Raw genomic sequence first — 26,456 nt, 5'->3', positions numbered from 1 at the left:
TGCTCCAGCATCTCCTGTCCCTCTTTGCTGAGGCTGTAGCGCGTCGCCATTCCGACCGTTTTCAAACCGGGCCAGTTGGGTAAATCCTCAACCTCTATTGTGAAAACGTCATTAAGGAGGCCCGCGCTGAGTTGGCGGTCAGCGGAATCGGATATCATCCTAGCGATGACAGATTGTCCACTCGTATTCGAAATGCAGTTCTGTACATTGTTTCAATCACAAGCGGTATGCGTAATGACGAAGCTATAGGAATTGAAGTAGGTGCCTGGCGCAGAGAATACAACAATGGTGTTCTATTCTGCTGGGTCTCTACCATTGAGCATAAAACTGGAAAAGGTCTTGTAGAGTATCTTGTACCAGAGTTGACACTGGACGCTCTTGACCTCTTGGCCAGATACTCAGTTACTATAAGAAAAGAGCTTGAGCAGGAGATAAGGGCTCTCACACGAATCAGGCATCCTAGCAACCCTGCCGAGCACTTTCTGAGGCTTGAAAAAGCTCGGAAAGATTCGCAAAAGCTGTTTCTTGGACGTCACGCCAAACGCGGCAAGCTCAAACAGAGACATGTCGAGGCTCTAAGTGGGGCTGGGTCCAATCTCGCATTTGACAGCATTGCTAAAGCAGCTGGAAGCGACTGGCCTCTCAGAACGCATCAATGCCGACGTACCTATGCAAGGTGTTTTGTTGAATCTCGCATGGGGCGTACCTCACTGATCTGGCTGAAATGGCAATTCAAGCACAGCAGTATGAGCATGACCCAACTTTATGCTTCCAATCCGCAGCAGGATCTGACTCTTTTCGACGAAATCTTACAACAGATGACGGAGTTTAAAGTTGACCTTATTGAGTCATGGCTAGACGATCAACCATTGGCGGGCGGGGCAGGAGAAAAAATTGCCGAATTGAGGGCAATTCCAATCAAGGATAGAACCGCTTTGCTGGCCCAGACTGCCCCACACGCGAATATTCGTGGGACTGGACACGGTTGGTGCATCGCAATAGAGCGTGGTTGTGGAGGTGCTGGTCTTTACGAGGCCACGCGGTGTCCAGGTTGCAAAAACTCGGTGATCGACGAGTTTTTTGCCGGCACCTGGCAGGACATTTACAGTCAACAGCAGGAGTTAATCAAAATCATAGACGCTGGTCCTGCCGTGAGGCAAAGAGCTGAGCGCGATTTGCGGGTCGCACGCGGTGTGCTCACTAGCCTTGGTCTTTCGCCCGCAAACGAGGAGATGGACGAGGCTGTCGATGAAGATTGAACCCTCGCGAGAACATGCCGGAGCCCGTTCGCGGTCGAAGACTCTTGATGCACTCAACAAAGTCATCGATGGCCTTGTCGCAGGCAACGAAAAGCTTTCCATTGCGGCGGTTGCCCGAATAGCCGGTGTTACGCCCGGCCTCATTCATAATACGTACCCAGCGGTAGCAGAGCGGATTCGCACCCTCACGGGTAAGTCCGTGCGCGCCCAGCGTGATTTAAAGCACCAAGCGCTGATGAGGGAGAAGGAGAAAAACAGAGCGCTTCGTATCGAAAACGAGAAACTTTTGGCTGACCTTGCTCGTGTCGCTTCTGTAAACCAGCGTCTGCTGTTCGAAATAGCTGAGATGAAAGCGGTCTCCAACGGGAAGCTTGTTGCTTTGCCCCCGAAGCCAGGGAAATAGCACTCTCCACCAGTCCAGATTAGGCCTAAGGGAATTGACCAGACGGACCGAGCATCTCGCGCTTCCTGCCCTTATTCTGAGCTCGCCAGACACGGCCCGGTCATTCGACCTGATCATTCTGTATCGGAGCTGCCCCGGATGCTTCGAGGCCCTGCCGGTAGCAGGATTGCTAAAATGGGTGTCAGTAGGTAGACTGGGCTACCTACTAATTAATCCCAGGCCGTTATGACTAAATCAGACCATCCGCAAAGCGCCCATGAGCGCCTGCTCAACGCCGCCTCTGTTTTGTTTTATAACGATGGCATCGCCGGAACTGGTATCGATGCCATTGTGAAAAGAGCCGGTGTAGCCAAGAAGAGTCTCTATAACAATTTTGCATCGAAAGCCGAGCTGGTAGCCGCTTATCTCGAAGCCAGACACGCTGAGTGGCTGGGGCTATACGCTGAGCGCCTGAGCCAGGCGAAGACGCCGAAAGAGAGCGTATTAGCCATCTTCCTAGCCTATGAAGATCACGCCGAGCACGCCTACGAGCGTGGGTTTCGTGGCTGTGGCCTGCTGAACGCGGCTGCCGAACTCGGAGCTGACGATCCTGGTCGCCAAGTCGTCAGGCAGCATAAGGAGGAAGTTGAAGCGCTGTTGGCAAAACACGTCGGCGAGTGTGGTGGCAATGACTCGGCGCACGCCGCCCAGGTGGCCAAGCACTTGGCTTTCTTGTTGGAAGGCGCGATGGTGAGAGCCGGGCTTGAACGGAACAGTGAATCCGTACGTCAGGCCAAATCGATTGCCGTTCAGATGCTGGAGGGCTTGTGAACGCCACTGTCAGAGAACGTTTGATCGGCAGCCTGGCGGTGCTGATAGCTGCAATTCTGTGGGGCACGACAGGGACGGCAGCGACCTTTGCTCCAGAAGTAAGCGCGGTAGCGATTGGAGCAGTCGCGATGGGTGGCGGTGGGCTGCTGCAAGCGTTACTGGCTGCAAAGGGCATTCGCCAGTCCCAGGAACAATTGCGGAAACAGTTGCCTTTGCTGTTGTTGGGCGCTGCGGCAGTGGCCATCTATCCCCTTGCTTTCTACGCGTCCATGCGACTCGCGGGGGTTGCTATCGGAACGGTCGTATCCATCGGTTCAGCTCCCTTGTTGTCGGCGCTCATCGAGTATCGTCTGGAGGGGCTGAGGCTCACTGTACGCTGGGTGTTAGGCGCCGCGCTTGGGTTAGCAGGTATGGTGTTGCTCTGTTTGACCGAGAGTGCTGGCCACGCCGCAGGCAGTGCTGGGGGGCAGGTCGTTCAAGGTGTTTTGCTGGGCCTCTTAGCCGGACTGACTTATGCTTTGTATTCGTGGACAGCGCGCCGGTTGATGCAGCGTGGCATTGCTTCCCGTGTCTCGATGGGCGCGACCTTCGGCATTGGTGGATTGTTACTGATGCCAGTGCTGTTCGTTACTGGCGCCCCGCTCTTGGCTTCATGGAGTAATGCTTCTGTGGGCTTGTACATGGCGCTGGTTCCGATGTTCTTCGGTTATCTCTGCTTCGGCCACGGTCTTGCGCGGGTGCCGGCAAGCACTGCTACTACCATTACCCTCTTCGAACCTATTGTTGCCGCTGCGTTGGCGATTATTATTGTCGGTGAGAAGCTCAGCGCTATGGGCTGGGTGGGAATGGGCCTAGTGGTCGCATGTCTGATAATCATCACGGCTCCGGTTGATTGGCCTGGGCCGAAACAGATACGCCAGCGCGTAGCAGCAACAGCGCGAACACCTAGCCAATGAGTGACCGCACTGCTTCGACTGAATCAGCTTCGCTGCCACTGTTGCTTGTGCTCATTTCTCTACTGTCGCAGTACATTGGTGCTGCGGCAGCGAAGGGCTTGTTTCCGTCGGTTGGGGCTGAAGGTGTCACAGCCTTGCGGATCGGACTTTCCGCATTGTTGCTGGCAGCGTGGTGGCGTCCGTGGCGGCGCTGGCCTGACCGGAGACAGCTGCCGACCCTTCTCGGTTATGGACTGGGCTTGGGCGCAATGAATTTGGCGATCTACCATGCGATAGCACGCATTCCTATTGGTATCGCTATCGCTATCGAAGTCACCGGGCCGCTCATGGTCGCATTGATAGGCTCACGTCGCCCCCGTGACTTTGCATGGGTCGCGCTAGCAATAATCGGCTTGGCCCTATTGGCCCCAATCGATGCAGCTGAAGCGGGCCTCGATCCACTGGGGGTACTCTATGCAGTAGGCGCCGCGCTCTGTTGGGCGCTCTATATTCTGTTTGGGAAAAGAGCTTCCGCTATGCCTGGGGGAGATTCGGTTGCTTGGGGTCTACTGATTGCATCCACCTTCACGATACCGGTAGGGCTCGCACATACCGGTGCTGCGCTGTTCACGCCTACTGTCTTGCTGATTGGACTTGCGGTAGCGATTCTTTCTAGCGTGGTGCCGTATTCACTGGAAATGCGTGCATTACGCACCCTACCGAGCCATGTGTTTGGGTTGGCATTAAGCGCCTCGCCAGCTGTTGCAGCTTTGATTGGCTTCGTCATTCTGGATGAACAGTTGAGCCGGACGCAGTGGATAGCGATTCTCTGCATCGTCTGCGCCTCCGCAGGCAACGTTGTTGCTAAGGGCCGGACATATCGAAGTGCGTAACGGCGCCATTCAAATGATATAGCGACTATGTCGCTTAGCTCATGACTTATTCGACGCGCTGGACCTGTAAGGCTTTGCTGGGCCGGAGCTGTTACACGAGTGTGCCGCAAGTAGAAGAGCGCCCCCCAAAGCTAGTGGTGCAGCCGCTCTGAATACGGTGCAATCCACTAGAGACAACTCGCTTCAAACCAAAAATACATAAAAAATGTTAGCGATATAAATGCCATATAAATCATTAGCTTATATTTTACTAACTGTTAGGACAATTCAGATACAACGATGGCTGCGTTGTAGCGAGGTCACAAGAAGCCAAAGCGATCGGCATCAAAATGGGCACCCCTTTGTTCCAAATTCAGGATTTGGTGCGCCGACACAACATTGAGGTGTTCTCTTCCAACTACGCGCTCTATGCCGATATCAGCGGCAGGGTCATGAGTATTCTGGAAGAGCTGGCACCCAGAGTAGAAGTCTACTCAATCGATGAATCCTTTATGGATCTAACCGGCGTTGCCAATGCCATTGAGCTTGAGGCTTTCGGTCTCCAAGTCAGGGAGACCGTGCAACAGTGGACAGGCATCACCGTCTGCGTTGGCATCGCACCCACCAAAACCCTCGCCAAGCTCGCCAACCATGCAGCCAAAAAATACCGTGCTACTGGGGGCATCGTGGATCTAACCAGTCAAGTGCGCCAGCGTAAACTCATGTCGTTACTGCCCATCGATGAAGTGTGGGGTATCGGTCGTCGCCTTACCCAACGCCTACAGGCAGACGGCATAAAAACCGTGTTGGATTTGGCAAATACCCATCCCAAACAGATCCGCCGGCATTACTCTGTCGTGGTAGAACGCACCGTCAGAGAACTCAATGGTGAGTCCTGCTTGTCGCTTGAAGAGGTGACACCCACAAAGCAGCAGATCATCTGCAGCCGATCGTTCGGCAAGCGAATCACCATGTATAGTGAGATGCGTGAGGCGATCTGCCAGTACACGTCGCGAGCCGCGGAAAAACTCAGGGGTGAAAATCGAAGTGCCAAGATGATCACGCTCTTCATGCGCACGAATGGATTCAATCCGGCAGAGCTGCAATACAAGCCATCATTAAGCGCAGAACTACCCTTCCCAACGGATGACACACGCGACTTGGTCGAAGCTGCCATGAGACTCTTGAAAGCTGCATGGCGGGATGGGTACCGGTATATGAAGGCCGGTGTGATGCTCTCAGACTTATACGAACCGGGGGTATACCAACCAAGCCTTTTCAATGAAGCCAAACACCGGCCAAACGCCAAAGCGTTAATGTCCGTGATAGATCAGATCAACAACAGCGGCAAAGGCAAGATTTTCCTGGCCAGCCAAGGTACTCAGAAGGCTTGGACAATGAAACGGGAGCGCCTATCGCCAGCATACACAACGCGCTGGGCCGAGATTCCTGCAGTTCGGTAACGCCACACGACATAATGAGAGTTGTAACGAGGCTTAGAACCTCTTCTGGCCCATAGCGGACATCAACGCCCGACTCATCGGCGGGCGTAGCGAGTTCGGTGGAGGCCGCAGGCCGGAACGAAATGCAGCCGCTTGTTATAAGCCGATGTCATTTATGGCACCTGACCTCAAAGTTTCAAAGCTGTGCATGAATTCTTCAGCTTTGTTTTTGAATATATCGTTTAGTGATACAACACCGTTACATTGAGCTTCTTCCAACGTGGCGGGAAGCTTTGGTGAATTACCTACCCCCCAAACGGCCTGCCCTTTTTTTCTTGCACCCTGATGCTGTGGATCAACGAGGAAAGTAATATATGCAGGAACACCCTCTGGCGACCAAGTCGATCTCATTTCCCATATTTCATCTGCCCACCAATCAAGATCTTCGACAATCTCGACTTCAAGATACCAACCATTCGCGCCTAGGTCGTCTGCTAGTTTTTCTTTCGGAGTTTTCATATATCTCTAGGCTTATAACTTGTTAGGCGACTTTTCGCCCAGTGATGCTGTAGACAATTGGAACATCATTTCCCTTATGGCTCAGGTAGAATCGACCCGGCTCACGCTCAACCATGCCCTCGAAACAGTTGTATGGACTGAACGGAAACTCGCTTGCACGCTCAATCTGAATGCCAACATTCAGCAATGCGTTTATAACGCTGGACATTGGATGCGCCCAAGTTGCCAACTTGGCTATCGCACCTTCGCCGTTTTCTGTGTACGTACCTTCTTCATCCACATCAGGTTGCATTTGGGTGAAATATGAATATCCCGCTAAAAGATCACAAATAGGATGAAATTCGGCAATATAAAAGCGGCCACCAACTGCAAGATTTGAAGCGACAACCTCAGCCCATCGGTTTAGATCTGGCAGCCAACAGATTGCGCCATATGAAGTAAACACGATGTCGTATGGGTCTGGGCCTGAACGCTGGAAAGAATAGACGTCAGTACACACGAACTCTGAGTTCAACTTGAGTTCCTGAGCCAGCTCCCGGGCCTTCTGGATGGCAACCGGCGATAGATCAACGCCAGTGCAAATTGCTCCCTTACGAGCCCATGACAGTGTGTCCATGCCAAAGTGACACTGGAGGTGCAGTAAAGACTTACCGCTCACATCACCAAGCTCTGCCAATTCGATTTCACGAAGAGAGGTTTCACCCGCCAGAAAGCCCGGCAAGTCATAAAAATTAGAATCGAAATGGGCGGCTGCACGTCTGTCCCAACCTGCGCGGTTCATCTCGAAGTAATCAGATTCCTGCACTGTCCTCTCCAAAGTTATCTAAACGCCCCGCTCTGCGGCAAATTTGTAGCGCAGCGGAAAATTTGTCCGACAGCAGCGCCTTGTATGGCATGAACGTAAATCAATCTTCTTGATCTTCAGGATATGGTATGGGAGTTACGGCAACCCAACCTTCACGGTCAGGCGCATTGTGGCCAGTTCGCTTGTCACTTCCCTCAGTTGATATTACCTTCGCACCTCTATGAATAAAGGCTCGAACAACAGACTTTCGTGGGTGGTCTTTATCTTCTTTTGCGGCGCTCACTATCGCGGTAAAGCTCTCCGATTCAGGCTGTACGTCATGCTTGGTTCCGAGCCACCTATCCAATACTTCTGTCGACACATTATGTCTTGAACCATGATGAGGAACCTGCATTCGATCAATTCCAGGAAGTACCAAACCAACATTTGGAGCAAAATCAGCGGCTTCTTCTAATGCTGCTCTTCCAGCATCACCAGTAAGGAGTACTTTTTTATCACATAAGCAAGCATATTGTATTACGCTCATGTTGTTTTCAGGGCTTGTATCACCCTCCGGAAAATACTCGTCACCCCACGCTGACTTAATGAAATTAATAGCTTTTTTAATAAGCTGCCCGGCAGCTTCGGCTAATGTCTGTTCCTCTGCCTTTGTTGCTTCAGGAGTTTTTTCCGACTCTACAACAAGATCTAAGTATCTAGGTTTAGATGGAGCCAAAACACTAAACTCTCCTATTTTCGCCCCCTGAAACGGCTCTGAAATCTTTACCCCATGCTCCTTTGCTAGCTGTTCTAAAGTAGCTAGGTTTGGATATATCTCTTTCAACCTTTTAGCAAAGTTATCTGACGACGTGAAGCGGCTAAATCTATCAATTAGCTCGTCAGCATATAACCAAGGACGCAGCATCCATAATTCACCGATCTCGTATTCATCAAACAGTTTTCTGAGTCCACCAGCATGATCGCCGTCGGGATGCGTTACTATTACAGCATCTATATATTTGGGAGCTCCGTAATATTTGTTTATATGCTTCACCACTAAATCTCCAGTGGCTTGGAACCCCCCATCAGTCACATGAATTCTCGTAACACCGTCAATTGAGTATCTAAGAGGTATTGCATCTCCGCTCTTTTTGGATTCAACATCTAAAAAATCTATTTCGAAAAAATCAGACATGACTTATTCCTTTTTTTTTACTCTATCAACGCGTTTTGTAATGTAATCAGTTTGCTTCCTATATGAGAAAGCAAACAGAATCAGCAAGCCTAAAATAGTGATTTCTGAAGAGATAAAGCTCAAGCACTGATAACGCTCAGACAAAATTTCAAAAACCTTTAACAAAGAAAGTGATACAAACAAAGACAAGAAAGTTCTGTACATGTTGTTGGCTTCCGAAAGAACCTCTATAAGTTTGTCTTTACTCGATGCATCAACATAATCTCTATATTCAGAAAATCTAACAAATTTCATCCATTTAAGGATCGGCTCAATTACTATAGAGCCGATCCTGCTAATCACTAACCCAATGAAGTAATAAAGAAAAACACCAATGACAATATCCTCTTGGGCAAAGTTGTATTTTGTTAATGACTTAGACATTGCAACAAAAACCACCCCTGGCAAGAGATAGTTGAAAATATTGTATGAAGAAAGCTTTTCTAGTAAATCTTTCATCTTATTATCTCTTCCTATTCACGACTCACCCGGATGCCTCACGCTTCAATAACCGGCAGCTGGAACGGAGCGAAGCGCAGTGTAAGCTGTCCGGCGCCGAAAGCGCGTAGCTTATTGACTTGTTAGATTTCATCAAACTTCTGCTTTAGCTTGTAGTTATTATTAAGAATTTTTTGAATATCAGACTTTTCAAACCCAAGCTGCTGTAGAAGATGAAGCTGAAAAACAGCTTCCATTTTTTGGCATAGTCCCCATAGATCGGAGCCTTTCACTGAGTCTTTTTCAAGCTCCTCACTGTAGTGTGTGAGGTAATTTCTGGTGTTGACTACGCCTCGGATAAACTTATTTCGCTGCTTTGAATTTCCGAGGTAAGACTTGTAAGGCTCAATAATCCTTTTAATTCTTTGACCAAGGTTAATTTCATTGCCGTGATATAATCGCCCTCGCAACCATTTTCTATCTTGCTTTGGACAACTCCATAGAAGCGATGCCACCATTAACCTAAACTCCGACTCATCCCTCAAAGTCTCATTGGACGTTCTTCTATGATACGTCTCTAGAGCTTGTGCAAGTGCTAGAAATTTTCCATCCAGATATTTGTGGTCTCCTGATACTGCGGAGAAATACAATCCAAGAGATGGTCGTATTACTGAATATGTACTAAGCCATTTGTTAAATACATGTTCAGCATTTTCACGAATATCCGAAAAACGAAATAGCATTCTATGTATGTCGATTTTTGGTGCACTATCTGAGAATGGCAGGCTGGGGTAGTATAGCTTTATACTTAAAGGCCTTTTTTTTCCCTCTGAAATTTCCCTGACTATTTCATTTGATGTCGCAGATACGTCACTAATCGTGACTGTAGAGTCAATGGCAAAACCAAGCAAGTACGTAATTTGATGTATAACCTGTCTAAACTCTGAGAAATCCTTGGCATTTTCAGAGGATAACTTGAAGTACGTTTGTTGTGTTATCCTAGCTTCTGTTGTGATAGGAGACCCCGGAAGCGTGTATCCAAAAAGGATGTGCAGTTTAAATCCTGCTTGTAGGTTGTAAACTATTTCTTCCTGAGGAGTGTAACTTATAGTCGCTGTTTTATAATCACTGCTACGGGCAATATTTATTCCGGTTATCGCCACCCACTCATTAATCCCTTCTACCACAAAAGAAACTGCATTGAATGTGACAGCTTCAGCTTTATCGTAAGCAACTCCACTGATGACTTTATGGACATGGACAAGTGATTTGCTTATACCGCCAAATGCAATATTTTTCGTTCTGTAGAAACAGTCCTCTAGTGTAACGAGACCATCTTTTTCTACGTGACCTATAATCCTGTCAAGGTCATCATTCCCATTAAGGGCTTCAATACTGTCGTCAAATAGGCCAACCACTTCAAGCTCAATTTTACCACCATCTAGAATAGATAAGGTTCCTGGGATTTTTTTGTCTTCGTTTTGAGGAAGCCAGAAGTAACCGGACTTTTTCCATTCTTCTTCAATTCTCACGCGGTATCCTTGTGAAATCTAACATTTTTAATATTGCGCATGCGTGTTTATGCTCACAGCCGAAGACTGGAATAGGTAATCTAATTACTTGAAGAGAAATGATAAATCAAAATATCACTGCCATTCTCTTCCGGTGAAAATGAGCATGCGCGTTTTGCAGCTTTGCCGTGCGTGTTATCCAGCAACGGCAAGACCATAGTTTCCTGATACTGAACGATTTTCCCGCCTGTTACCAGTTACAAATGAGCATCGCGAAGCGACAAAGCAAGCAACATCGGCACTTGGCCTTCAATACACTGTATGAAATCACAGAAACTCAGATCAGCTTGTCCACCGACCAAGTGGTGCACGGATCGACCAGCTGATTCCTGCGAAGGTCTGCAATGTGCGCGAAGGGGCTACCTAGTGCTTCGGCAAGTGTCCAGGTAGCCAGAACACTAGGTGATGGCCCAAAGCAGACGTTAGCCCTAAATGTGACACTGGCACAATTTACAGGCTCACTTCTTGCGGAAAACCCCACGACAACTGGCTCGTGTTGGTATCTATTGTAACGCTGATAGTATCTTCCGCGGCGATTATTAGAATTGCTGGCAGCCCCTCACTATGCATCAGGTCCTTTAAATACACGACCTGTTCTTGATCGGCAACACTAGGAGTTGCACTAAAGCCGTTTGGATGAGAGTGCCATTCGCCAATATGCCTTACTATTCGACCAGTTCTCCTTTCGCACTCGGTTAATATGTCTTCAACATTAGCGGTGCCACGACTGAAGCCTGTCTCCGATGCATCGCTATCCTTGGGGGCTGGTAAAGCCAACACCACGGATAGCGTTTTTAATTTTTGATCAACCATTCCGAGCACAACTCCACCGGTTTCATTAGGCAAGCTAGCTACTCTCATTTCTTGGAGTGACTGCTCTATTTGGGCATCCCACTCAACTTTCCATTCGCCGACCGCTACCGAAACGGTCTGCGCGACTGGAACTGTGTGTGCGCTAACTCCACCACTTGTACTATCGTATTCCCAAATGCATATCTTGGCTTGCTCTTGGGTTACAGATTTCCTTACCTGACGAGCAAGAATGCCAGCATGAAGGGTGATCAATTCATATGAGATAGCAACTGAAATATCCCGGCACCCTGCGCCGACTAAATACCGGCTTTGATTTTCGTTGAGGTGGTTAGCCCCCCACTCTGAGTTCATAATGATGGCACGGTAGTACTGAGCTTCAAGTGACAGGTATCTGATATTTCTCTCACTATCTTCCAACAACATCACCGAGGAAATGCCAGATGGGGTTAGGAAAATACTCGCTACTCGCGGGCTATCATCTAGCACAGAGAGATCACGTGGTACGCTGAGGGTAGTAGTTGCATCAACTACTAGGTCTTTATCTTGAATAAGTGATAGCGTCCATTCTCGATTTGCGCACATTTTCGTTTCATGGGCCGGTGGAGTCTTTTCTGGCTCTACGCTGAGATGTAACGCCGACCGGACACTCAATATCTGGGCCTTTGGAAAGCCTATATCTTGTGCATACGCTATATGGCGCGCTAGATTGTGCGGTTGTATATGATCATCATCGACGAACTCCCACTCCCCCCAACACTCGCGTGCCCAGAGGCTCCCCACAGCGCTGCCAAGCGCCCCTGCGCCAGCTAATACACCTTTAATCAATGCCCCTTCTTCACCTACTCCTGAGTAACCTCGCATATTCTGACGGGATGGCATAAATTTAACTTCTACTGGCACAATACTAATGTCTTCCAGCCGTTCAGGGTCAACATCAGGCAACGCCAATGGGTTTCTATACCATTCATCACTCTCTGGTAGATTACAAAGTGTATTTAGAGTTTCTCCAAAATGGCCAAAGTGGGTTGAGGTGACAAATCCATGCATTTGCGTCTTTTCGACCTGACCATCCCGTGCAAGTTGTACACAAACAAGCAATAGAACCATTTGCTCAGTTCCAGAGGGAATTCGTAGGCCTGTCGATGAAACGAAATCATTAATGGATTCCCGAAGAGGACCGATAAACTCAGCACCTCTAGCTTCAACCTTGCTGACTAAATCGGCCAAAGTACGAGGGGTAGTTTCAATTATTCCATGTTCAATTGGCTGAAGGACAATTGGTAGAGTTATAACTAGCGGAAGTTCCTGATTATTTGCCTCTGCTGCACTGATGTAATGTGCAATGTAGGTTTTTCGGTTTCTAGATTGCCCCCCCGATCTAAAAACAAGACTCAGTTCATTATCCTGAATCTTGTCCATGTGATCCTCGGGTAACACAAAGGACTCATAGCAATTGAAAAAGAGTTGCTCAAGTGGTTGATCAACTCTATGCAGTGTTCCTTGAGCTGTTTCTCGTAACCACCAAAACATCTTTTGTAAGAGATCCTGCGGTGTCCAAGTACGCTCCACCGCCGCCCATTCTTCAGCATACAAACAAAGAGACGCTGGCTCTCCCGGATAGACCAAGTTTTGATGCATTGTCCGCGGAAAATCAGATCTTAACGCCCTGACTTCCCATGGAATGAGCCTATTTGGGTTATACCCGATTGCCAGACGCTCTACCCGCCGAATTCCAGCCTTATTGACACTGTCAAAGGTCCCATCAGCAGCATTGATAATTATCGCATGATGATTTTCCTCGATAACGCGTACTTCAATCAGATCGCAGTGAGGGTCCTCTTCGCATGCCTCAAGCATGCTTAAAAACGCACCTGGTAATGATTTCAGTAGCGATTGATCTATAACCTCTCCCCAAAATAAAAAATTAGAGGGCATAGCCCGCCCTCGGCGGTGTTGCTGAAGTAACAACTGTGGTGGTAGCTACAACTTTAAATCCAGATTGTGTTGTTTCAAAAACCATAGGTTTTGGGCTTTTGGTGTTCGGCACTTCTCCCGTGCACTTAAATATGCCACTCGAGCCCAAAATATCCTGATATTCACGTTTCGCACGGGTACAAGGCGGATCACTATCGTTTGCTTTTACTGGCTTACTACTGGATACAATAAAGGCATCAGAATTGGCTTGAGCTAAGGCCGACCGTGCATTCTCAGAAACCTCTGCACCCTCCCCACAGTCTGACCAGCTGTCATGGGATAATGATCGCCACGAACAGTGATGTGGAGCCTGAAGTAGATCATATTGAAGCTGGTCATCTGAGTAATTATCCCGTACACGTTCTCAGATAGAGACACCTGCATCACCACCTGTCAGGAATCGGCTTCTCTGTGTTGTATTTTCCTGAGAAGCGGCCATATCGAAGTTTATGATGACACTGGAGTCATTCCTTGAGAGCTCTTCTTCTTTCTCATCATCTTGTGGTGCCATTGGTGCCAACAAGTGACTGGTTAGAAAATCACTGCTCTGACCATTAATACCGTTGAAGGATTCACCCTCTTTGATAAGTATTGGGCCAAGACTATCGGTTTTGCCATCCTGGTCCTCACCTAAAATTAGAATCCGATCACCATCGAGAGCAGAACAGCCATTCTCCTGGTTCACTCTGACGCGCCTCCTGGCTTCTGCTTTAAAGACCTTTGCATCACTGCAAAGTGGCTCTTTCCTATTTGCCCGCCGAAAAACCATTGGTGAAGACCATATCTGGCGAATAATAATACGTTTTTCACCTTGCTCCTTATCGTCATCGGCATAGTCAGATAAAGGCCCTACCCAAAAGTGCCTTTCAAATCCGGAGCAATGGTCTTTGTCAGGGTGACTCAAAAGCATTACATCAACATATGGGCGGCCATCACCGTCGACATTCAGTTGCTCTCGAAGAGCTTTGGCAACATCGGGAGTGGAATCACTCTTATTGTCCGCAGCAACGCGGATATTACAGTCAATCAGGATGGTCGATCTTAACGGGTTACAGATCTGAATTAGTGTCATGTCGCCGTTGTCTACGGGAAAGAAGGTGATCTTTGAGGACATAAGGTTACTTCCTTGTATTTAGAGGGCTGCAGCGACAGCATTGACGACAAAACGGTTACCCATGTTACGAGCAGCAATCAGCACGATCAGAGAACATCCAGCAAGTGCTCCGTATACGAGTGGTTTGATTTCTCCTAGTAGAGAAGGGTTCCCCAAAGCGTCCCATAGGCCAATCAATAAAGTGATAGAAATTAGCCCTGACAATGTATCTCGGTAGAGCAGAAACCACCGATGAGATTGAAGTACAGAATCTACATCCTGCACAGGTTTATATATGTTTCTGTACCACATCGCATTACGCGCATCGGGCGGTGCGTCATCACTGAAGATCTCAGGCCATCTAGCAACTAAGTCGCTATAAACCAAACGAGAATCTTTGCGGCATAACCGATCGACCCTTGAACCAGGCATTTCATCCACCAAGCGTGTAAAGACAACCTTGTGTTTGGCGCTAGCGGGTAGGAGGTTAGTCAGAACCAAGGCGGAAGCAGCAATAACAGGGCTAAGAGTCCCAGTGATAAGCAGATCAGTCCACATCGTTAGAGTGTCCAATCCGGATTGGATCAAACCGCATACTATAATCACGGCCGATAACAGCAAGAATATGCTTTTTTTATTGTCTTGTTTCAAATCAGTAGCCATAAGCTCCTCGCTGAAACAGCACGCAGCCGTGTTAGCTTACGTGCTTTTGGATGGGGGCTAGCCGATAAGCGGCAATGAAATGATCCAGAGCATAGGCCTGTAACTTCGATACCTGATCCTCAAGCATAAAGATCATATTGGGGTGATAGCACAAATTTACAACAGCAAAACATGCTTTTCTGTAAGGTTAATGTTAATCAAAAATTGCCCCTGAGGTGCCCCAAACACAATCTAACGTCCGCTATGTGCGCAAAGCGGCCTTGTTGCTCGTTCACATTTCACCAACCTATGCAGCTATTCGGCACACGCTCGTCACTTACTAGTTGGTCAGGAAACCTCCTCAGCAGCATTAGAAGCCCCAGGAAGGAAACAGGCCTTCCCAGGACGTTGTGGAACAAGCCCTCGTGCGAGGGCTCTCCTTATGATGCTGCTCGATCAGCACCGAAGTGCATGGCATTCACAAACGCTGTTTTGGCAACCTGCATACCATTGGAGCCAGTCGTCAGGTCTGCATCGAGCTGGTCTGCCCAGTCAACGCTTTTCCGGCTCGGGTCTCGCTTGAGTAACGGCACCTGAAAAATCACACGGATACCCTGCTCCCTGAGATTTTCTCTAAGCGCTTGTGCCGCTTCCTGCCCGGCGCCACTTCGATCGACATCCACGAAGATGATCAGCGTATGCACCCCTGCAGGTGGCACGAACTGAGGCATCATGGACGCTGACAAACAGCTCCAGACCGGATATCCGGTACCTTGCATCACGGCTAACGCGGTCTCTAATCCTTCAGCCAAGCCTAAGACACCGGATTCGGGTTCTGCCAAGCAGATGACTCGCCCTTGCGTATCAGACACAGAGGGTGTTTGTTTCCGCGATGGACCCGTGCCTGCCAGTCGCAATTTCTTGCCCTCCTTGGTGAGAAAGGTTCGATGGATTGCAACGGGCAGACCCTGATTGTCACGAACAAGCGCGGTTATACACGGGTAACGGCCTACCAACTCTTTCTCGGAATTCCGATACCCAAGCGATGGATTGAATCGCACGTCACTGGCATTCACCGCCGCATCGTAGATGTGCCGCTCTGTCAGGTACTTGCGTGCAACCGCAGCCTGCAGATCCAGAAGATTCGTTGAATGCTTCCAGATGTTGTTGAGCCATTCCCGAAGTGCAGCCATGTCTTCAGCCTTTTTCCTGGAACGCCGTGGGATGTTAGGGGTTGGCCGGTCGTTTGCATCATAAAGCGCACTTCCGGCTTTTTGCCCGGGACCCTCTAGCCACTCCACCAGCTGATCAAACACCTCTGTGAACGGACGATCGAGTACGTGCATGAGAAGCGTGATCCCGTCAGGGTAAGCACCTGCACGCTGCTGGTTCTGTTTCCATCCCCCACCGGTATCGTTGGCATCTTTGAAGAGCCGGAACCCCTCAATATCACCGTCGATGGGACAGGTAACATTGTCACCCAGCTTGTCGATTGCAGGACCGAGCTTATGGCCGGCGATCGTTGAAAACGCTGCCAGCCATTTGCCTCGCATACGCTCCTTGAGAAGCGTTGAATTGCGCTTTTTGTACCCCATAAGATTTCCTCCTTAGTATTGGGCTGCATGCGCGTCCCCAGTTAGGGATTCATCTGAATGGGGCGAGAAGAACGTGCGAAAGGCACCCACTGACCTTGAACAAACAGCGACCGACGCTTGGTAAGGCGGTTGCCGCGCTTTTGGACAGTGACTTTTACTCGTGACCCATGTGCATTGGTGGTGAAGTACGTCATTGCGAACCTCCTATGCGTGGGGCAATGACGCACCTCCCCCACGGGACGGCCATTGCCCAGCGGGGTGTACACTCGCCGATTGGCGAGAAGTTTTGTTATGGATCAGTGATAAGTCACCGAATCCGAGTTGGACTCTGAACGACGCGCACGAAAGTGACGGGCCGACAGATCATCCTGTTGGTGCCGCTGCTGAGCCTCTTTGCGCGCCATCTGACGTGCCAGCTCTTCGCTGTATACCTGAGCATGCTGCTCGGCCAAATCCTCGGCGACACGGGCTTTCCGTTCCGCCTCGGTTTCCTGCATCGCAAACCAAATGGCGCAAGCAGAACCGACCGACAGAATTTCCATTTGCAGCGCAAAGCTGGCAAACAGAGTGACTGTCGAAATACTCACCACCGCGAGACGCGGAGTGATAGCAGGTGGCCGTTTGCCCTTCACCTTCTCAACCCGCTTGGCCTTGCAAGCGACTCGACGGGTGAACAACTGCAGCTGCATCTTGAGCAAGACAACAAGGGTCTTGAGGTTAATGGTGGATGGAAGATCACGATTGACCTTTTCAATGTCACGTTTAGACATAGTTTTCTCCGTGATTTGGTAAGTAGGGATAAAATCCCCGAAGGTTTGGTTGGTGGTAGAACCCCGCAGGGTTTGCCCGATTCACTACCGGTTCAGGCGCTCAATGTGTGTCCAACGGACAGCACAAAGAAACCGCACATTCGGCTACCGGCACACGTGCCCGGCACTCGAATTGGCAGTCATCAGCATTGGGGTAAGGGGGAAGTGCTGGAGCCCGTTAGGGGCTCCGCACGTCGTTAGGTAAGGCGGTGCTTCATCATGATCAGTTGCTCGCGCAACTCATCCGGATCAACACCGGCGGCTTTACAGCAGTTCCGATAACTGAAGGGATACCCTTCGTCTAACGGGCTGTCATACATCAACCACTGAAGTGCCTGACGGCTTTCACGGAATGGCTTTCCACCTCGGCTTTGGCCAAAGGCTTCTCGGATTGTGGACTCCAGAAGCCCATCCGCTAATCGTAGGTATTCCGCTTCATTGATCGCCTTAAAGACTTCCGGCTTATCAAAGCTCGACCGACTTTCCGGGACCGGATTTTCGTCACCGCCAAAGTGGCGCTCCAGTTGTTCAATATCGTCATTCTCGAAGGCGTCGAGCAGCTCTTCGAACAGATCATCCTGGGCTTCCATAGTGCCTCCCGGAGGACGCACTGACCCCACGAGGGGATCAGTAACAATCCCCCCATTTGGGTTAAAGACTTAAGCGACTTTCAAAAACTCCTGGGCCAGGCTGAACAGTGCGCTTTGCAACTGATTCACGCCGGATATCACCTCGTAGTTCCTGAAATACAGGCGAACCGCATCTGAGCGGATACCGATCGCATAGACATCGATCTCACCTTCCACAAGCCGGTTGATGTACTGCACGCTTGCTCCATCGTTCGGTGCGCCGTCGGTTATGACGATCATCACCTTGCGCTTGGACGTGACGGTACTCAGCTCGCGGGCGGCATAGAACATGCCTTCCGCCATTGGCGTGCCACCGTTTGGCCGAACTGCAAAGCGGCCTACGTTCGACCTCACGGGCGTGTTACGGCGCGTAACGGGGCTAACCCCTGCACCAATGCCCGGAAAGATCGAAACAGCCACATCCGCCTTGGGTATTGCACTGATCGCTAACGCCATGGACACAGTTGCACTGTTCGCAATCGGCTGGCAGCCCCCCATGCTACTGCTCGTGTCGAGCAGTATGTGTACGGAGGTATCAACCATTTGCCGCTTGGACATGTGCTTCCATATCCTGCGCTCGCCTGCCATCGCTCGTGCGAGGCGTTTTGCATCCAGACGTGACCCATACTCCCGATGAGAGCGGCGGGCCCGTGTCTGTGCCTGGAGCAACCCGACAATCTGAGAGCGCAGCTTTGATGAGGCTAGAATCCCATCTTTGAGCGAATCTACGCCCATCAGATAGTGTCCTTGCTCCTGCCGCACTTCATGGCCGATGCCTGAGTCCAGTTGCGCCGCCTGGCTAACACCAGATGGATCGCTCTTGAACTCTTCTTCGGCTTTATCGCCCAGCGTTTGGCGTACAGCCTCCATCACATCGCTTGGCAAATCCGTCTCGGACATGATCTGCTCAGTGAGTGACTTTGAGCCGCCGCCAGCTCCATCGCCTTCACCAGATGAACGTTCTGACTGAGGTTGTGTGGATGAGCCGGAACCAGCATCCGAGCCACCCTGTTGATTACCCGACTGTCCCTGAGTGTCACTGGACTCTCCACCATTGCCTGAGCCATCCTGACCGTTGTCAGAACCGCCTTGGCCGGCAGAATCACCCTGTTCATCCCCAGTGCCAGCCTGGCTATCGCCAGAGCTGCCCTGATCGTTCCCGGAACGCCCCTGACTATCGCCAGTGTCGCTCTCGGATTGATCCTGCTGCTGATCTTTCTCCTGGTTAGCCTCTTCTTCGGCATGCTTGAGTGCTTCCAGTATGGCTTGCGCCAATACCTTCGCATCCGTTGTGCTGGCCATGGAATCAAGATGCTTATCGAGCAACACATCCAGTCGGATGAAAAACCCGGGTGGCAACTTGGCTTCGATCGCCTGCTTTACAGCCTCGTAGTGAGGCTTGGTTGAGTCCAAACCATGCTGCTCCTGCCGCACGCGGTAGAGCAGGTAGTTATGGAACAGTGACGCAACATTGTCTGCTTGCACCATTTCCTCAAGCGTGGGCTTTGAGCCGACATGATCCCAGACAGTCTGCAGCGTTTGCTTCGTGCCCGGGTAGTCGTTCTCGTAGAACCACCGTTCGATGCGAACATCTTCCAGTATGTTTACCAGGGATCGAAAGATGCCCTGGGTTGTCCCGAACACGTGAAAGTCCGTGAGTCGGATATGCGCTGATTCATGCACCAGGTAGCCCAGTGCCAAGTCCCGTAGATCTGGGTTGCTGATCATCGGGAGCTGAATCGTCGTCCCGTTGGTCCAGGCGCCCGTACCGCCCATCTGGACCTTGACGCCGAATTGCTGTCCGTATGCGCTGGCCAGGATAGGCAGCGCGTCGCGGAGTGTTGTTTTCATGAGTAACCCCTTAGAAGAACGCGCCAACACTGGCGAGCGTTTGAGCTGGTTGGTTGAAGGTGTGCGCATTGCTATCGGTAAGACTCTTACCGTTCACATCTGCGATCATGGAGTTGACTGAGAACTCGCCATTGATGACGGCTTCCAGTCGGGCCAGGCTAGAGCACGTGGACAGGAACGTAATCACGTTTGCTCGCATGCTTTCAGCTTGCTGGTACTCCTCGCCATCCGGAATCGCCGCTTCAAGTGCTTTGAACTCGCTCAGGAGCTTCAGCACACGGCCATTTCCAAACGATAAGGCATCCAGCTTTTCGATCATTGGCGCAAGCTTGTCTTTCAACTCCGCGCTATCAATGATGCGCTGACGCGCTACCAGACGATCTGCCTCCGCTTTGCAGAGTTGGCTAACCTCGTGCAGGACTTGGTTGCCTATCTTGTCTTCCGGTACCTCATGGCCTTCCAGTGGTTGTACCCGCGACACATAGAACTCAAATTCAAATCGGTCCTGAACAGTGTCTTTGGGGATGAGCCGCTTGAGCAGCGATTCGTACTCTTGGTTCTCGGCAATCCAGTTGTCACGGTGACGGTCAAAGTTGTCCATGACATCTTTAACCCCCGCATGGAACTGGCGTTCCAAGTCCTTGAGCTCATTAATCACCTCATCGACATGTTCATTCGGGACCGCGAAGCCCTTCATGAAGCGAACGCCTTTTGCGAGCAATGCCTTTTCAGCCTGCTTGCGCAGCGTGTCGAAGATGGTGAGCGCTTTAGGTGGAAATATCGGCTTTCGCCCACGTTCCAGCAGCTTGGCCGGGGGCAATTCACCCGCCGGGTTGTAGTCAGCGTCTTCCGCCGTGATTTTTCCTGACCATTTGCGAATATGCAGCGTGAACAGGGTCGTGCCATTAATGAAATCCATAACGGACCTCCGTAGTGGTTGGTGAGGTTAATTGCTCGTTGTTGTGGTAGGTCCGGGGCATAGGCCCCGGGGGATCGATCAGAAGAACGCCGCTGGCGTATTCGATTGGATGTGAGCGAGGTTAAAGACGGGATCAATGCACTGCATCGCAGCCGCGAATGCCTGGAACAGTGGCGGTTGCCAATACTCCGGCAGCGCCCCGAACAGTCCTTCGTCACTCATAAGTGCCCGCAGCCCCGTCAGTCGATGGGGTAGCAGGTTGTTGTTGTGGTCACTTACCTTCACCAGTAGAAGGTGGGCTCGACGCAGAGCGAACAACACCAGTACCGACATAGGCGGTGCCGTGTATTCGACCTGTCCCATTGTTTCACCCCGCCGCAGGCTGCGAACCAGAGGCAGTGATTGGAACTCGGCAACGAGTCCCGGATAGCCATGTTGGTATTCGAACGCATGCAGTCCATTGGAAATGTGGTGAAGCACGAGTGCCACCTCTTCCGGAAACAATGCAAAGTCAATCAGATACCAAAAACATGGGTTAGTGATGGGTTTGGAAACAGGCTCAGCATCGGCCTGAATGACACGTTGGTTATCCAGATCAAACTTCACACCGTTCCAAACGCTGTAACCGCTATTGAGCTTTTTGAGAATGCGTGAATTTTCAGATCCACTCACTCGCTTGCTCTGAAGCGGAGCTGAAGCCTTACCGTCCCAACGTGTGCGGCCCCAGGAAACAAGGTGTTCCCCGCCCACCGTCACATCGGGCACGATAGCCCAGACTTTATCGGTGTCTCCTTCACGGAAACGCAGTATGGTTGCGCGTTGAGCGAGATTCATAGTGAACCTCCCCAGGCATCCCCGAAGATGGAACGTGCCAACTCCTCAATCGCTTCTTTCTGCTCAGGCTCGGCTTTGCTTGTCAGCGACAGGCGCAGCGCGTACTCAAGCGGATTATCGGCATTGCGGTAATCGACGGTCAGTTCTGCCCATCGGCATAAGGCCCGGGTGGACATCGTGATGCTCAGCGTAGAATCCACGCCGGAATCACCTGTAAACAGACGACGCACTTCGTTGGCGACTCTCACCATTTTCTGGCGAACAGACTCCGGGATTTCAGGCGTCCGCTTTTCCAGAATCGACATTTCAATCGCTTCATCGGGGTAGTCGACTGCAACAACACGAAAGCGGTCCATGAACGCAATGTTCAGAACACCTACGCCTTGATACAAGCCGGATGTATCACCAGATCCCAGGCTGTTACCGGTTGCAACAAACCGGAAGTTGGGATGAGGTTGGATCACTTCGCCACCGTTTGACTGAATGACCAGAGGACGACCCTCAAGGACATCATGCACGGCAGTCAGGCGACCGGGGGGTACGGAGTCAATCTCATTGAAAATGAAGATAAATCCGTACTTCATAGCGAGCGCGAGTGCGCCGTATTGAAATACGACATTCCCGTTCTGGAGGTCAGGGCGGCCGATCAGGTCTTCGACGTTAAACTCCTCAGAGCCATCCGCCGACAGCACTGGCCAATTCAGCCGTGCGGCCACCTGCAATGGCAAGCTGGTTTTACCGGTTCCGTAATGCCCGGCAAAAAACAGCCCGTCTCCACGTGGCTTGTCCAGGTAGGCAAGCAAGTCGCGGAGTGTTTCGCGGCGGAACACATACCCATCGTCTTTAACTGGCGTATGCGTGTGTTCTTCAGCAAAACCCGTGGTCAAAATGGTCTCGGGCACCCCATCCAACCCGAAGGTTTTAGCGATGCTCAGGCCTTTATTACGGTCAGTCGTCGTTGAGAGTGTCATGTTTTGTTCCTCGTGGTTGAGAGGCCACAGAACAAAACACGCCCAAGGGCAATGCTTTGCCCCGTGGCGATTGTGGTTGAGAAGAATGAGCCATTGGCTCGATTGTTGTAGTAAGTGAGGCAGGTCCGCAGACCCCTGTAGCTTCTAGCCTCGTTGCTACCCTTTATTGCTGCTGGCGAACCAGGCAGGCAATACAAATCAGAGCGGTAGATCCGCTTACCGCTGTCCACGACCGGCATGGACACTGGCAAACGAACGCTGGAAGAAGGTGAGTACGACCACCTAAAATTCAGCGGCCGTACTCACATGTGGTTAGAAATACTTCCCGCCTCTATCAGCCGGCTTTGACTCGTTACCGATCACATCTGCGTTCAGTAGCTCATCTGCCGAGACGGTTACGCGGCTTTGCCACGTCGCCTTCTTCCGATAGGGCTCAAGTACATCAGCTCCGATGCCAAGCTCTTTAAAGTACTTGGCGTAATCGATGCTTCCCTGGCGAGCGAAACGTGTGACCTTCACACCGGCATAATCCGTGGTATAGAAGTCCCCCATCATTTCGCACATGGCCTTTTTCAGCTCATCCTGGGATTTCTTCAACGGTGCCAGTTCTGCTTCCAGGGCTTTAATCTGCGCCTGGTTTTCAAGCCACTGTTCCGAGAAGGTCTCCCAGCGAAACTGATCTTCCCCGGATGCAGGGATATAGACATCATGCTCAGGGTCGAGTGGTGGAGGTGTATCGGTCTGGACGCAATCCCAAAACCGTCGTGCGGCCGTGTCGATAGCATCCATATCCTCCGTAGTGAGCTTTATCGTGAAGTCCAGATGGCGTTCGTCTTCCATGTAGAAGAACAGAATCCCCTCGTTTGCATCTGCGATAAAGCACTGGGTCTTTACCTGCCAGGCATACAGCTCATAGGTGGCAGACGCAGTACCCTTCTTTTCAAGTTCTGCGAAACGTGAATCGCTCGGGGCCTTGAATTCGTAGGGCTTGCCACTTGAACTCAGACCGTCGAACGACGCTCTCAGAATGGGCAGCTCAGAATCCTCGGCGCATACCGGCAGCAGGATTTCATCATCGCGATTTTCACAGAACTCACGTGCCATAGGTTCCAGGCGGTGACCACGCTTTACATTGGGGTTGTTTGACAAGTCAGGGGCATTTGCCCGACCGGTCTTTTCAAGCCAAAGCTGATACGCCGTCTTGTATGGGTTTTTGCCCATGATGGTCGGAACATCAGTGGCCGAGACGCCCTGTGCACGCCAGTCGAGCCATGCTTGAGTGCCTTGGGTGAGGTTGATGATTTTCATTGTATTTCTCCTGAAAACTGAAGCGGGGAAACACAATGCCCCCACGGGGAGTCATGTATTCCCCGTTGGGTTGGTTGTTACGCTGTAGGTTGTGTTGGTTTACGCCACTTGAGAGTCCGGGTTGGATTCCTCAAACGCAGCCTGTCGGTTACGTAGCTGATCCAACGCAAAGGACCGCTGGTGAAGGTCACTGAACTTCTCAATCAGGTGATCTTCACAGGTCTGCCAGGCTTCAAGCTGTTCTGCACGATCGACCGCACGATCAACGTACTTCACGAGCTTCTCAGGCAATTCATCGCGTGACGGTGGAGGCGGCAACTCGGCTGACGCTGTGGGCGTAACCACATTGCCATTGATGATCCGCTCTTCCGGAGGTAACCCTTCGCCATTCTCTTCGTTGAGAAGACGCTGAGCTTCTGCCAGCACTTGGGAGCCATTGGACGGCCACCACTTGGCTGCACTTTTGACGATGGTTTTCATGATCATCTCTTCTCGCCAGTCCAGCCAGGGACCGGAAACACCACGGGATTTGACCATCTCTGACGCATCCCGCCGCTTTTCAATCTCGTCGATTGTCATGGCATGCAGAATGAACCGACCATCAGGTAACAGTGCTTGGCAATAGCCACCAACGATGTTGCCCTTGTCCTTCACGAACGGATTGGGCGGGTTCCTCGGTGGGGTGAAGTTGTCACGCCATTCAAACGTCTCCAGATCTTTCTCGCGAACGAGTGTCACTGAACATGCTTTGATCGCACCCGCCTGTGTGGCGATTTCGATCAGGCCTTGATAGCTGATGTCCAGAACAACCTTTGAGACCTTACTGACACGGCGAGGTACCAGGTAGGCCAGCTTGGTGACTGGATTCAGCGATAAGCCAATAGACGCAACGTTGTACATCGCCATTTTGAGCGACGTGGGGTTTTTCACGGCATACTGGAGCAAGAGATTGTTCTGGGCCAACGCACCAAAGGCGAAGACTTTCTCCTTCTCAAAATCCAGCACGGAGTTTTCAAATTTACTGATCGACGAATCAATCATCTTCAGCAAAACGGGGTCGGACTGCTTAACGTCCTCAGTGGGTTGTTGAGCCATAATCGGGCCTCCCGTGGTTGGAATAAAGCCCCTTGGTAGGGGCTCATTTTGTAGTAGGTGGATTACACAATGCGTTGCTTCAATGCTTGAACGATCTTCTTGGTCCGCATTCCGTGTTTGAGAATGTTGGTCCTGAAGTCCAGCACAAGGCCGGCAAGCAGATACACTGGATAGGCCAGTTTTGCTCCGACCAGTCGTTCCAGGATCACGCCTGCACCTGCAAGGTATATTCCGAGGGCATCAACCTTTGAACCGCGAAACAGGGCATCAAGGTCGATATCTGAAGTGCTAGGCGCATGGCCTACAGTGGTTTGGTTAAGTTCGCTCATGTGAGACTCCTTTGAAAAACGAGCCCTCTGAGCAAACGTCACCCTAATGGGCTGGTTTACCCATCGGGCGTTGAGGTTAGGTTTATCCGCAGCGGTATCACTGCAGCGCCAAAAACAGAGAAGGTAAACATGCGGTTTCCTCTGGTTTTTGGTTACGGTGGTGCAACAAGGATATGAAGCCGTTGGTCATACACACTCATCGCCAAAGTACCCGCTAGACGGGATATCGTCGTCGAAATCATCAAAACCATTACCCGCAGGCGCAGGAGCACCTTGTGGCTGGGCGGCTGGCTGGCTGGCGGCCGATTGACGATTTCCAACGAAGTGGAATTCCCTGATATTAATCTGGACGGATTGACGCTTTTGCTTCGCTTCATCTTCCCAGACGTTAATATCCAGCTCCCCTTCTACATAGATAGGGTCACCTTTTTGGAAATACTGTGAAATGACTTCAGCACGGCGGCCAAAGGCCGTCGCGGTCATCCACGTTGTCTTTTCCTGCTGACTGCCGTCACGTCCTTTGAAGCGCTTGGTTGCAGCGACTCTCAGGTTCGCAACAGCAGTGCCATCAGGCATAGCAGAAGATTTGATGCTGCCGATATTGCCGGCAAAACGTACTTTGTTGATATTCATAAGGGATCTCCTTGTTGTTTGTGGCATCTTTGATTGAAAGGGGGTGGTCAGAACTGATCGCCTGCACGGATGTACTAAAAAGCCAGGGGCTATGACACCGCACGGAACAGAGACCGATGAGGGGAAACAAGCAGCTGCAATGATCAGGCACAGCAGGTAGCCGAGAGCAGTGTCAGAGTCATTTCCGTAGAGGAGAACGTGAAGTTTTCCGGTGCGATCCCTGCAATATCAAAGGGACGCAGACAATCCATGCAGGAAACAAGTTGTGCCCGTGGATGTATGAGTGGCCGACTGGCCGAGTCGTTGAGAAAGTAGCCGAGGTGGCTGTTTGGTAGGTGTGTGGATCTCAATCTCCGCAGAGATCGGCCTAGCGCGAGATCCGATCTTTAGGCCATTCAGGCGTTTGATCGAAGATCAAACAGCAAGAAAGTTGGCTCGCAGTCATGCGAATATGAGTGGAATCTAGTATACCGATGCAGGATTTGCAACACACTCGGAGTTGAGAAACATACTGCTTAACCAATATTGACAGTATGCTCAGTCCCTGGACCACACTGCTCTGCCTGCCTCTTGAACTGAACAGCGCCCGTAAGCGCCCTTAAATCAGCACCTTTTTTCCAGCCACTGACCGCCGCACACTGATTCCATCGTCACCTACGCGAGGAATCCATCATGAACTCAACCGAGCGCACAC

25 protein-coding genes are annotated in these 26,456 nt (G+C 50.8%); 6 read left to right on the top strand and 19 right to left on the bottom strand.

The annotated features are described in order from the left end of the window. The first annotated feature begins 227 nt into the window (after nucleotides 1-227). From KTN04_RS15505 to umuC, 6 genes are all read left to right on the top strand, one after another. The gene (locus KTN04_RS15505) at nucleotides 228-1,259 is read left to right on the top strand and encodes a site-specific integrase (RefSeq protein ID WP_217336143.1); all 1,032 of its coding nucleotides are present in this window, start codon (nucleotides 228-230) and stop codon (nucleotides 1,257-1,259) included. Continuing rightward, nucleotides 1,249-1,662: a TetR family transcriptional regulator gene (locus tag KTN04_RS15500; protein ID WP_217336142.1), complete on the top strand. Its 414-nt coding sequence runs from the start codon at nucleotides 1,249-1,251 to the stop codon at nucleotides 1,660-1,662. The genes KTN04_RS15505 and KTN04_RS15500 overlap by 11 nt, the downstream gene beginning before the upstream one ends. 225 nt (nucleotides 1,663-1,887) lie before the next feature. Beyond that, entirely contained in the window at nucleotides 1,888-2,472 is a 585-nt protein-coding gene (locus tag KTN04_RS15495; RefSeq protein ID WP_217336141.1) for a TetR/AcrR family transcriptional regulator, read from the top strand. Beyond that, nucleotides 2,469-3,428, top strand: a complete 960-nt coding sequence (locus tag KTN04_RS15490) for a DMT family transporter (RefSeq protein ID WP_217336140.1) — start codon at nucleotides 2,469-2,471, stop codon at nucleotides 3,426-3,428. The genes KTN04_RS15495 and KTN04_RS15490 overlap by 4 nt, the downstream gene beginning before the upstream one ends. Next, nucleotides 3,425-4,300 carry an EamA family transporter gene (locus tag KTN04_RS15485; protein WP_217336139.1) on the top strand — a complete coding sequence of 292 codons (876 nt, stop codon included), beginning with the start codon at nucleotides 3,425-3,427 and terminating at the stop codon, nucleotides 4,298-4,300. Before KTN04_RS15490 ends, KTN04_RS15485 begins: the two co-directional genes overlap by 4 nt. Nucleotides 4,301-4,554: 254 nt before the next feature. Then, nucleotides 4,555-5,742, top strand: a complete 1,188-nt coding sequence (gene umuC / locus KTN04_RS15480) for a translesion error-prone DNA polymerase V subunit UmuC (RefSeq protein WP_217336145.1) — start codon at nucleotides 4,555-4,557, stop codon at nucleotides 5,740-5,742. Between the two features lie 135 nt (nucleotides 5,743-5,877). Here the strand turns inward: umuC and KTN04_RS15475 are convergent, their stop codons facing one another. From KTN04_RS15475 to KTN04_RS15385, 19 genes are all read right to left on the bottom strand, one after another. Then, on the bottom strand, nucleotides 5,878-6,240 hold the full coding sequence (locus tag KTN04_RS15475) for a hypothetical protein (protein WP_217336138.1): 363 nt from the start codon (nucleotides 6,238-6,240) through the stop codon (nucleotides 5,878-5,880). A 22-nt stretch (nucleotides 6,241-6,262) separates the two neighbouring features. After that, a complete protein-coding gene (locus KTN04_RS15470) occupies nucleotides 6,263-7,045 on the bottom strand; it encodes a class I SAM-dependent methyltransferase (RefSeq protein ID WP_328515994.1) in 783 nt (260 codons plus the stop codon). A 100-nt stretch (nucleotides 7,046-7,145) separates the two neighbouring features. After that, nucleotides 7,146-8,219 (bottom strand): ComEC/Rec2 family competence protein, encoded by a 1,074-nt coding sequence (locus KTN04_RS15465; RefSeq protein ID WP_217336137.1) that lies wholly within the window; start codon nucleotides 8,217-8,219, stop codon nucleotides 7,146-7,148. A gap of 3 nt (nucleotides 8,220-8,222) precedes the next feature. Further along, nucleotides 8,223-8,717, bottom strand: coding sequence for a hypothetical protein (locus KTN04_RS15460; RefSeq protein WP_217336136.1), 495 nt, complete (start codon nucleotides 8,715-8,717; stop codon nucleotides 8,223-8,225). A 122-nt stretch (nucleotides 8,718-8,839) separates the two neighbouring features. Continuing rightward, nucleotides 8,840-10,228 carry an ApeA N-terminal domain 1-containing protein gene (locus tag KTN04_RS15455; protein WP_217336135.1) on the bottom strand — a complete coding sequence of 463 codons (1,389 nt, stop codon included), beginning with the start codon at nucleotides 10,226-10,228 and terminating at the stop codon, nucleotides 8,840-8,842. A gap of 489 nt (nucleotides 10,229-10,717) precedes the next feature. After that, nucleotides 10,718-13,015, bottom strand: a complete 2,298-nt coding sequence (locus KTN04_RS15450) for a ThiF family adenylyltransferase (RefSeq protein WP_217336134.1) — start codon at nucleotides 13,013-13,015, stop codon at nucleotides 10,718-10,720. A gap of 403 nt (nucleotides 13,016-13,418) precedes the next feature. Continuing rightward, the gene (locus tag KTN04_RS15445) at nucleotides 13,419-14,168 is read right to left on the bottom strand and encodes a ComEC/Rec2 family competence protein (protein WP_217336133.1); all 750 of its coding nucleotides are present in this window, start codon (nucleotides 14,166-14,168) and stop codon (nucleotides 13,419-13,421) included. An 18-nt stretch (nucleotides 14,169-14,186) separates the two neighbouring features. Next, nucleotides 14,187-14,810, bottom strand: a complete 624-nt coding sequence (locus KTN04_RS15440) for a hypothetical protein (protein WP_217336132.1) — start codon at nucleotides 14,808-14,810, stop codon at nucleotides 14,187-14,189. Nucleotides 14,811-15,229: 419 nt separating this feature from the next. Next, nucleotides 15,230-16,384 (bottom strand): DUF7146 domain-containing protein, encoded by a 1,155-nt coding sequence (locus tag KTN04_RS15435; RefSeq protein ID WP_217336131.1) that lies wholly within the window; start codon nucleotides 16,382-16,384, stop codon nucleotides 15,230-15,232. A gap of 296 nt (nucleotides 16,385-16,680) precedes the next feature. After that, nucleotides 16,681-17,154 carry a hypothetical protein gene (locus KTN04_RS15430; RefSeq protein WP_217336130.1) on the bottom strand — a complete coding sequence of 158 codons (474 nt, stop codon included), beginning with the start codon at nucleotides 17,152-17,154 and terminating at the stop codon, nucleotides 16,681-16,683. 236 nt (nucleotides 17,155-17,390) lie between these two features. Next, nucleotides 17,391-17,783, bottom strand: coding sequence for a hypothetical protein (locus KTN04_RS15425; protein ID WP_217336129.1), 393 nt, complete (start codon nucleotides 17,781-17,783; stop codon nucleotides 17,391-17,393). Nucleotides 17,784-17,852: 69 nt separating this feature from the next. After that, a complete protein-coding gene (locus tag KTN04_RS15420; protein WP_217336128.1) occupies nucleotides 17,853-19,673 on the bottom strand; it encodes a vWA domain-containing protein in 1,821 nt (606 codons plus the stop codon). 10 nt (nucleotides 19,674-19,683) lie between these two features. Further along, complete coding sequence (locus KTN04_RS15415) at nucleotides 19,684-20,592, bottom strand: DUF3150 domain-containing protein (protein ID WP_217336127.1); 909 nt, start codon at nucleotides 20,590-20,592, stop codon at nucleotides 19,684-19,686. A gap of 78 nt (nucleotides 20,593-20,670) precedes the next feature. Next, on the bottom strand, nucleotides 20,671-21,426 hold the full coding sequence (locus KTN04_RS15410; RefSeq protein WP_217336126.1) for a hypothetical protein: 756 nt from the start codon (nucleotides 21,424-21,426) through the stop codon (nucleotides 20,671-20,673). Further along, nucleotides 21,423-22,397 (bottom strand): AAA family ATPase, encoded by a 975-nt coding sequence (locus KTN04_RS15405; RefSeq protein ID WP_217336125.1) that lies wholly within the window; start codon nucleotides 22,395-22,397, stop codon nucleotides 21,423-21,425. Before KTN04_RS15405 ends, KTN04_RS15410 begins: the two co-directional genes overlap by 4 nt. A gap of 312 nt (nucleotides 22,398-22,709) precedes the next feature. Next, nucleotides 22,710-23,705 (bottom strand): YqaJ viral recombinase family nuclease, encoded by a 996-nt coding sequence (locus tag KTN04_RS15400; RefSeq protein WP_217336124.1) that lies wholly within the window; start codon nucleotides 23,703-23,705, stop codon nucleotides 22,710-22,712. A gap of 99 nt (nucleotides 23,706-23,804) precedes the next feature. After that, a complete protein-coding gene (locus tag KTN04_RS15395) occupies nucleotides 23,805-24,800 on the bottom strand; it encodes a RecT family recombinase (RefSeq protein ID WP_217336123.1) in 996 nt (331 codons plus the stop codon). A gap of 62 nt (nucleotides 24,801-24,862) precedes the next feature. Beyond that, nucleotides 24,863-25,129 carry a hypothetical protein gene (locus tag KTN04_RS15390; RefSeq protein ID WP_217336122.1) on the bottom strand — a complete coding sequence of 89 codons (267 nt, stop codon included), beginning with the start codon at nucleotides 25,127-25,129 and terminating at the stop codon, nucleotides 24,863-24,865. 186 nt (nucleotides 25,130-25,315) lie between these two features. Next, nucleotides 25,316-25,762, bottom strand: coding sequence for a single-stranded DNA-binding protein (locus KTN04_RS15385; protein WP_217336121.1), 447 nt, complete (start codon nucleotides 25,760-25,762; stop codon nucleotides 25,316-25,318). Between the last annotated feature and the right edge of the window lie 694 nt (nucleotides 25,763-26,456).

Source organism: Marinobacterium weihaiense (assembly GCF_019061305.1).
Classification (GTDB): Bacteria; Pseudomonadota; Gammaproteobacteria; order Pseudomonadales; family Balneatricaceae; genus Marinobacterium; species Marinobacterium weihaiense.
This window is presented reverse-complemented; position numbering and strand designations above follow the sequence as displayed.

Bases quoted from the DNA above. Each gene is read 5' to 3' on its own strand.
- KTN04_RS15395 (WP_217336123.1), bottom strand. From the start codon at position 24,800: ATGGCTCAACAACCCACTGAGGACGTTAAGCAGTCCGACCCCGTTTTG.
- KTN04_RS15385 (WP_217336121.1), bottom strand. From the start codon at position 25,762: ATGAATATCAACAAAGTACGTTTTGCCGGCAATATCGGCAGCATCAAA.
- KTN04_RS15440 (WP_217336132.1), bottom strand. From the start codon at position 14,810: ATGGCTACTGATTTGAAACAAGACAATAAAAAAAGCATATTCTTGCTG.
- KTN04_RS15420 (WP_217336128.1), bottom strand. From the start codon at position 19,673: ATGAAAACAACACTCCGCGACGCGCTGCCTATCCTGGCCAGCGCATAC.
- KTN04_RS15390 (WP_217336122.1), bottom strand. From the start codon at position 25,129: ATGAGCGAACTTAACCAAACCACTGTAGGCCATGCGCCTAGCACTTCA.
- KTN04_RS15445 (WP_217336133.1), bottom strand. From the start codon at position 14,168: ATGTCCTCAAAGATCACCTTCTTTCCCGTAGACAACGGCGACATGACA.
- KTN04_RS15500 (WP_217336142.1), top strand. From the start codon at position 1,249: ATGAAGATTGAACCCTCGCGAGAACATGCCGGAGCCCGTTCGCGGTCG.
- KTN04_RS15505 (WP_217336143.1), top strand. From the start codon at position 228: ATGCGTAATGACGAAGCTATAGGAATTGAAGTAGGTGCCTGGCGCAGA.
- KTN04_RS15460 (WP_217336136.1), bottom strand. From the start codon at position 8,717: ATGAAAGATTTACTAGAAAAGCTTTCTTCATACAATATTTTCAACTAT.
- KTN04_RS15400 (WP_217336124.1), bottom strand. From the start codon at position 23,705: ATGAAAATCATCAACCTCACCCAAGGCACTCAAGCATGGCTCGACTGG.
- KTN04_RS15485 (WP_217336139.1), top strand. From the start codon at position 3,425: ATGAGTGACCGCACTGCTTCGACTGAATCAGCTTCGCTGCCACTGTTG.
- KTN04_RS15410 (WP_217336126.1), bottom strand. From the start codon at position 21,426: ATGAATCTCGCTCAACGCGCAACCATACTGCGTTTCCGTGAAGGAGAC.
- KTN04_RS15430 (WP_217336130.1), bottom strand. From the start codon at position 17,154: ATGTCTAAACGTGACATTGAAAAGGTCAATCGTGATCTTCCATCCACC.
- KTN04_RS15495 (WP_217336141.1), top strand. From the start codon at position 1,888: ATGACTAAATCAGACCATCCGCAAAGCGCCCATGAGCGCCTGCTCAAC.
- KTN04_RS15425 (WP_217336129.1), bottom strand. From the start codon at position 17,783: ATGGAAGCCCAGGATGATCTGTTCGAAGAGCTGCTCGACGCCTTCGAG.
- KTN04_RS15450 (WP_217336134.1), bottom strand. From the start codon at position 13,015: ATGCCCTCTAATTTTTTATTTTGGGGAGAGGTTATAGATCAATCGCTA.
- KTN04_RS15465 (WP_217336137.1), bottom strand. From the start codon at position 8,219: ATGTCTGATTTTTTCGAAATAGATTTTTTAGATGTTGAATCCAAAAAG.
- KTN04_RS15405 (WP_217336125.1), bottom strand. From the start codon at position 22,397: ATGACACTCTCAACGACGACTGACCGTAATAAAGGCCTGAGCATCGCT.
- KTN04_RS15435 (WP_217336131.1), bottom strand. From the start codon at position 16,384: ATGGGGTACAAAAAGCGCAATTCAACGCTTCTCAAGGAGCGTATGCGA.
- KTN04_RS15415 (WP_217336127.1), bottom strand. From the start codon at position 20,592: ATGGATTTCATTAATGGCACGACCCTGTTCACGCTGCATATTCGCAAA.
- KTN04_RS15475 (WP_217336138.1), bottom strand. From the start codon at position 6,240: ATGAAAACTCCGAAAGAAAAACTAGCAGACGACCTAGGCGCGAATGGT.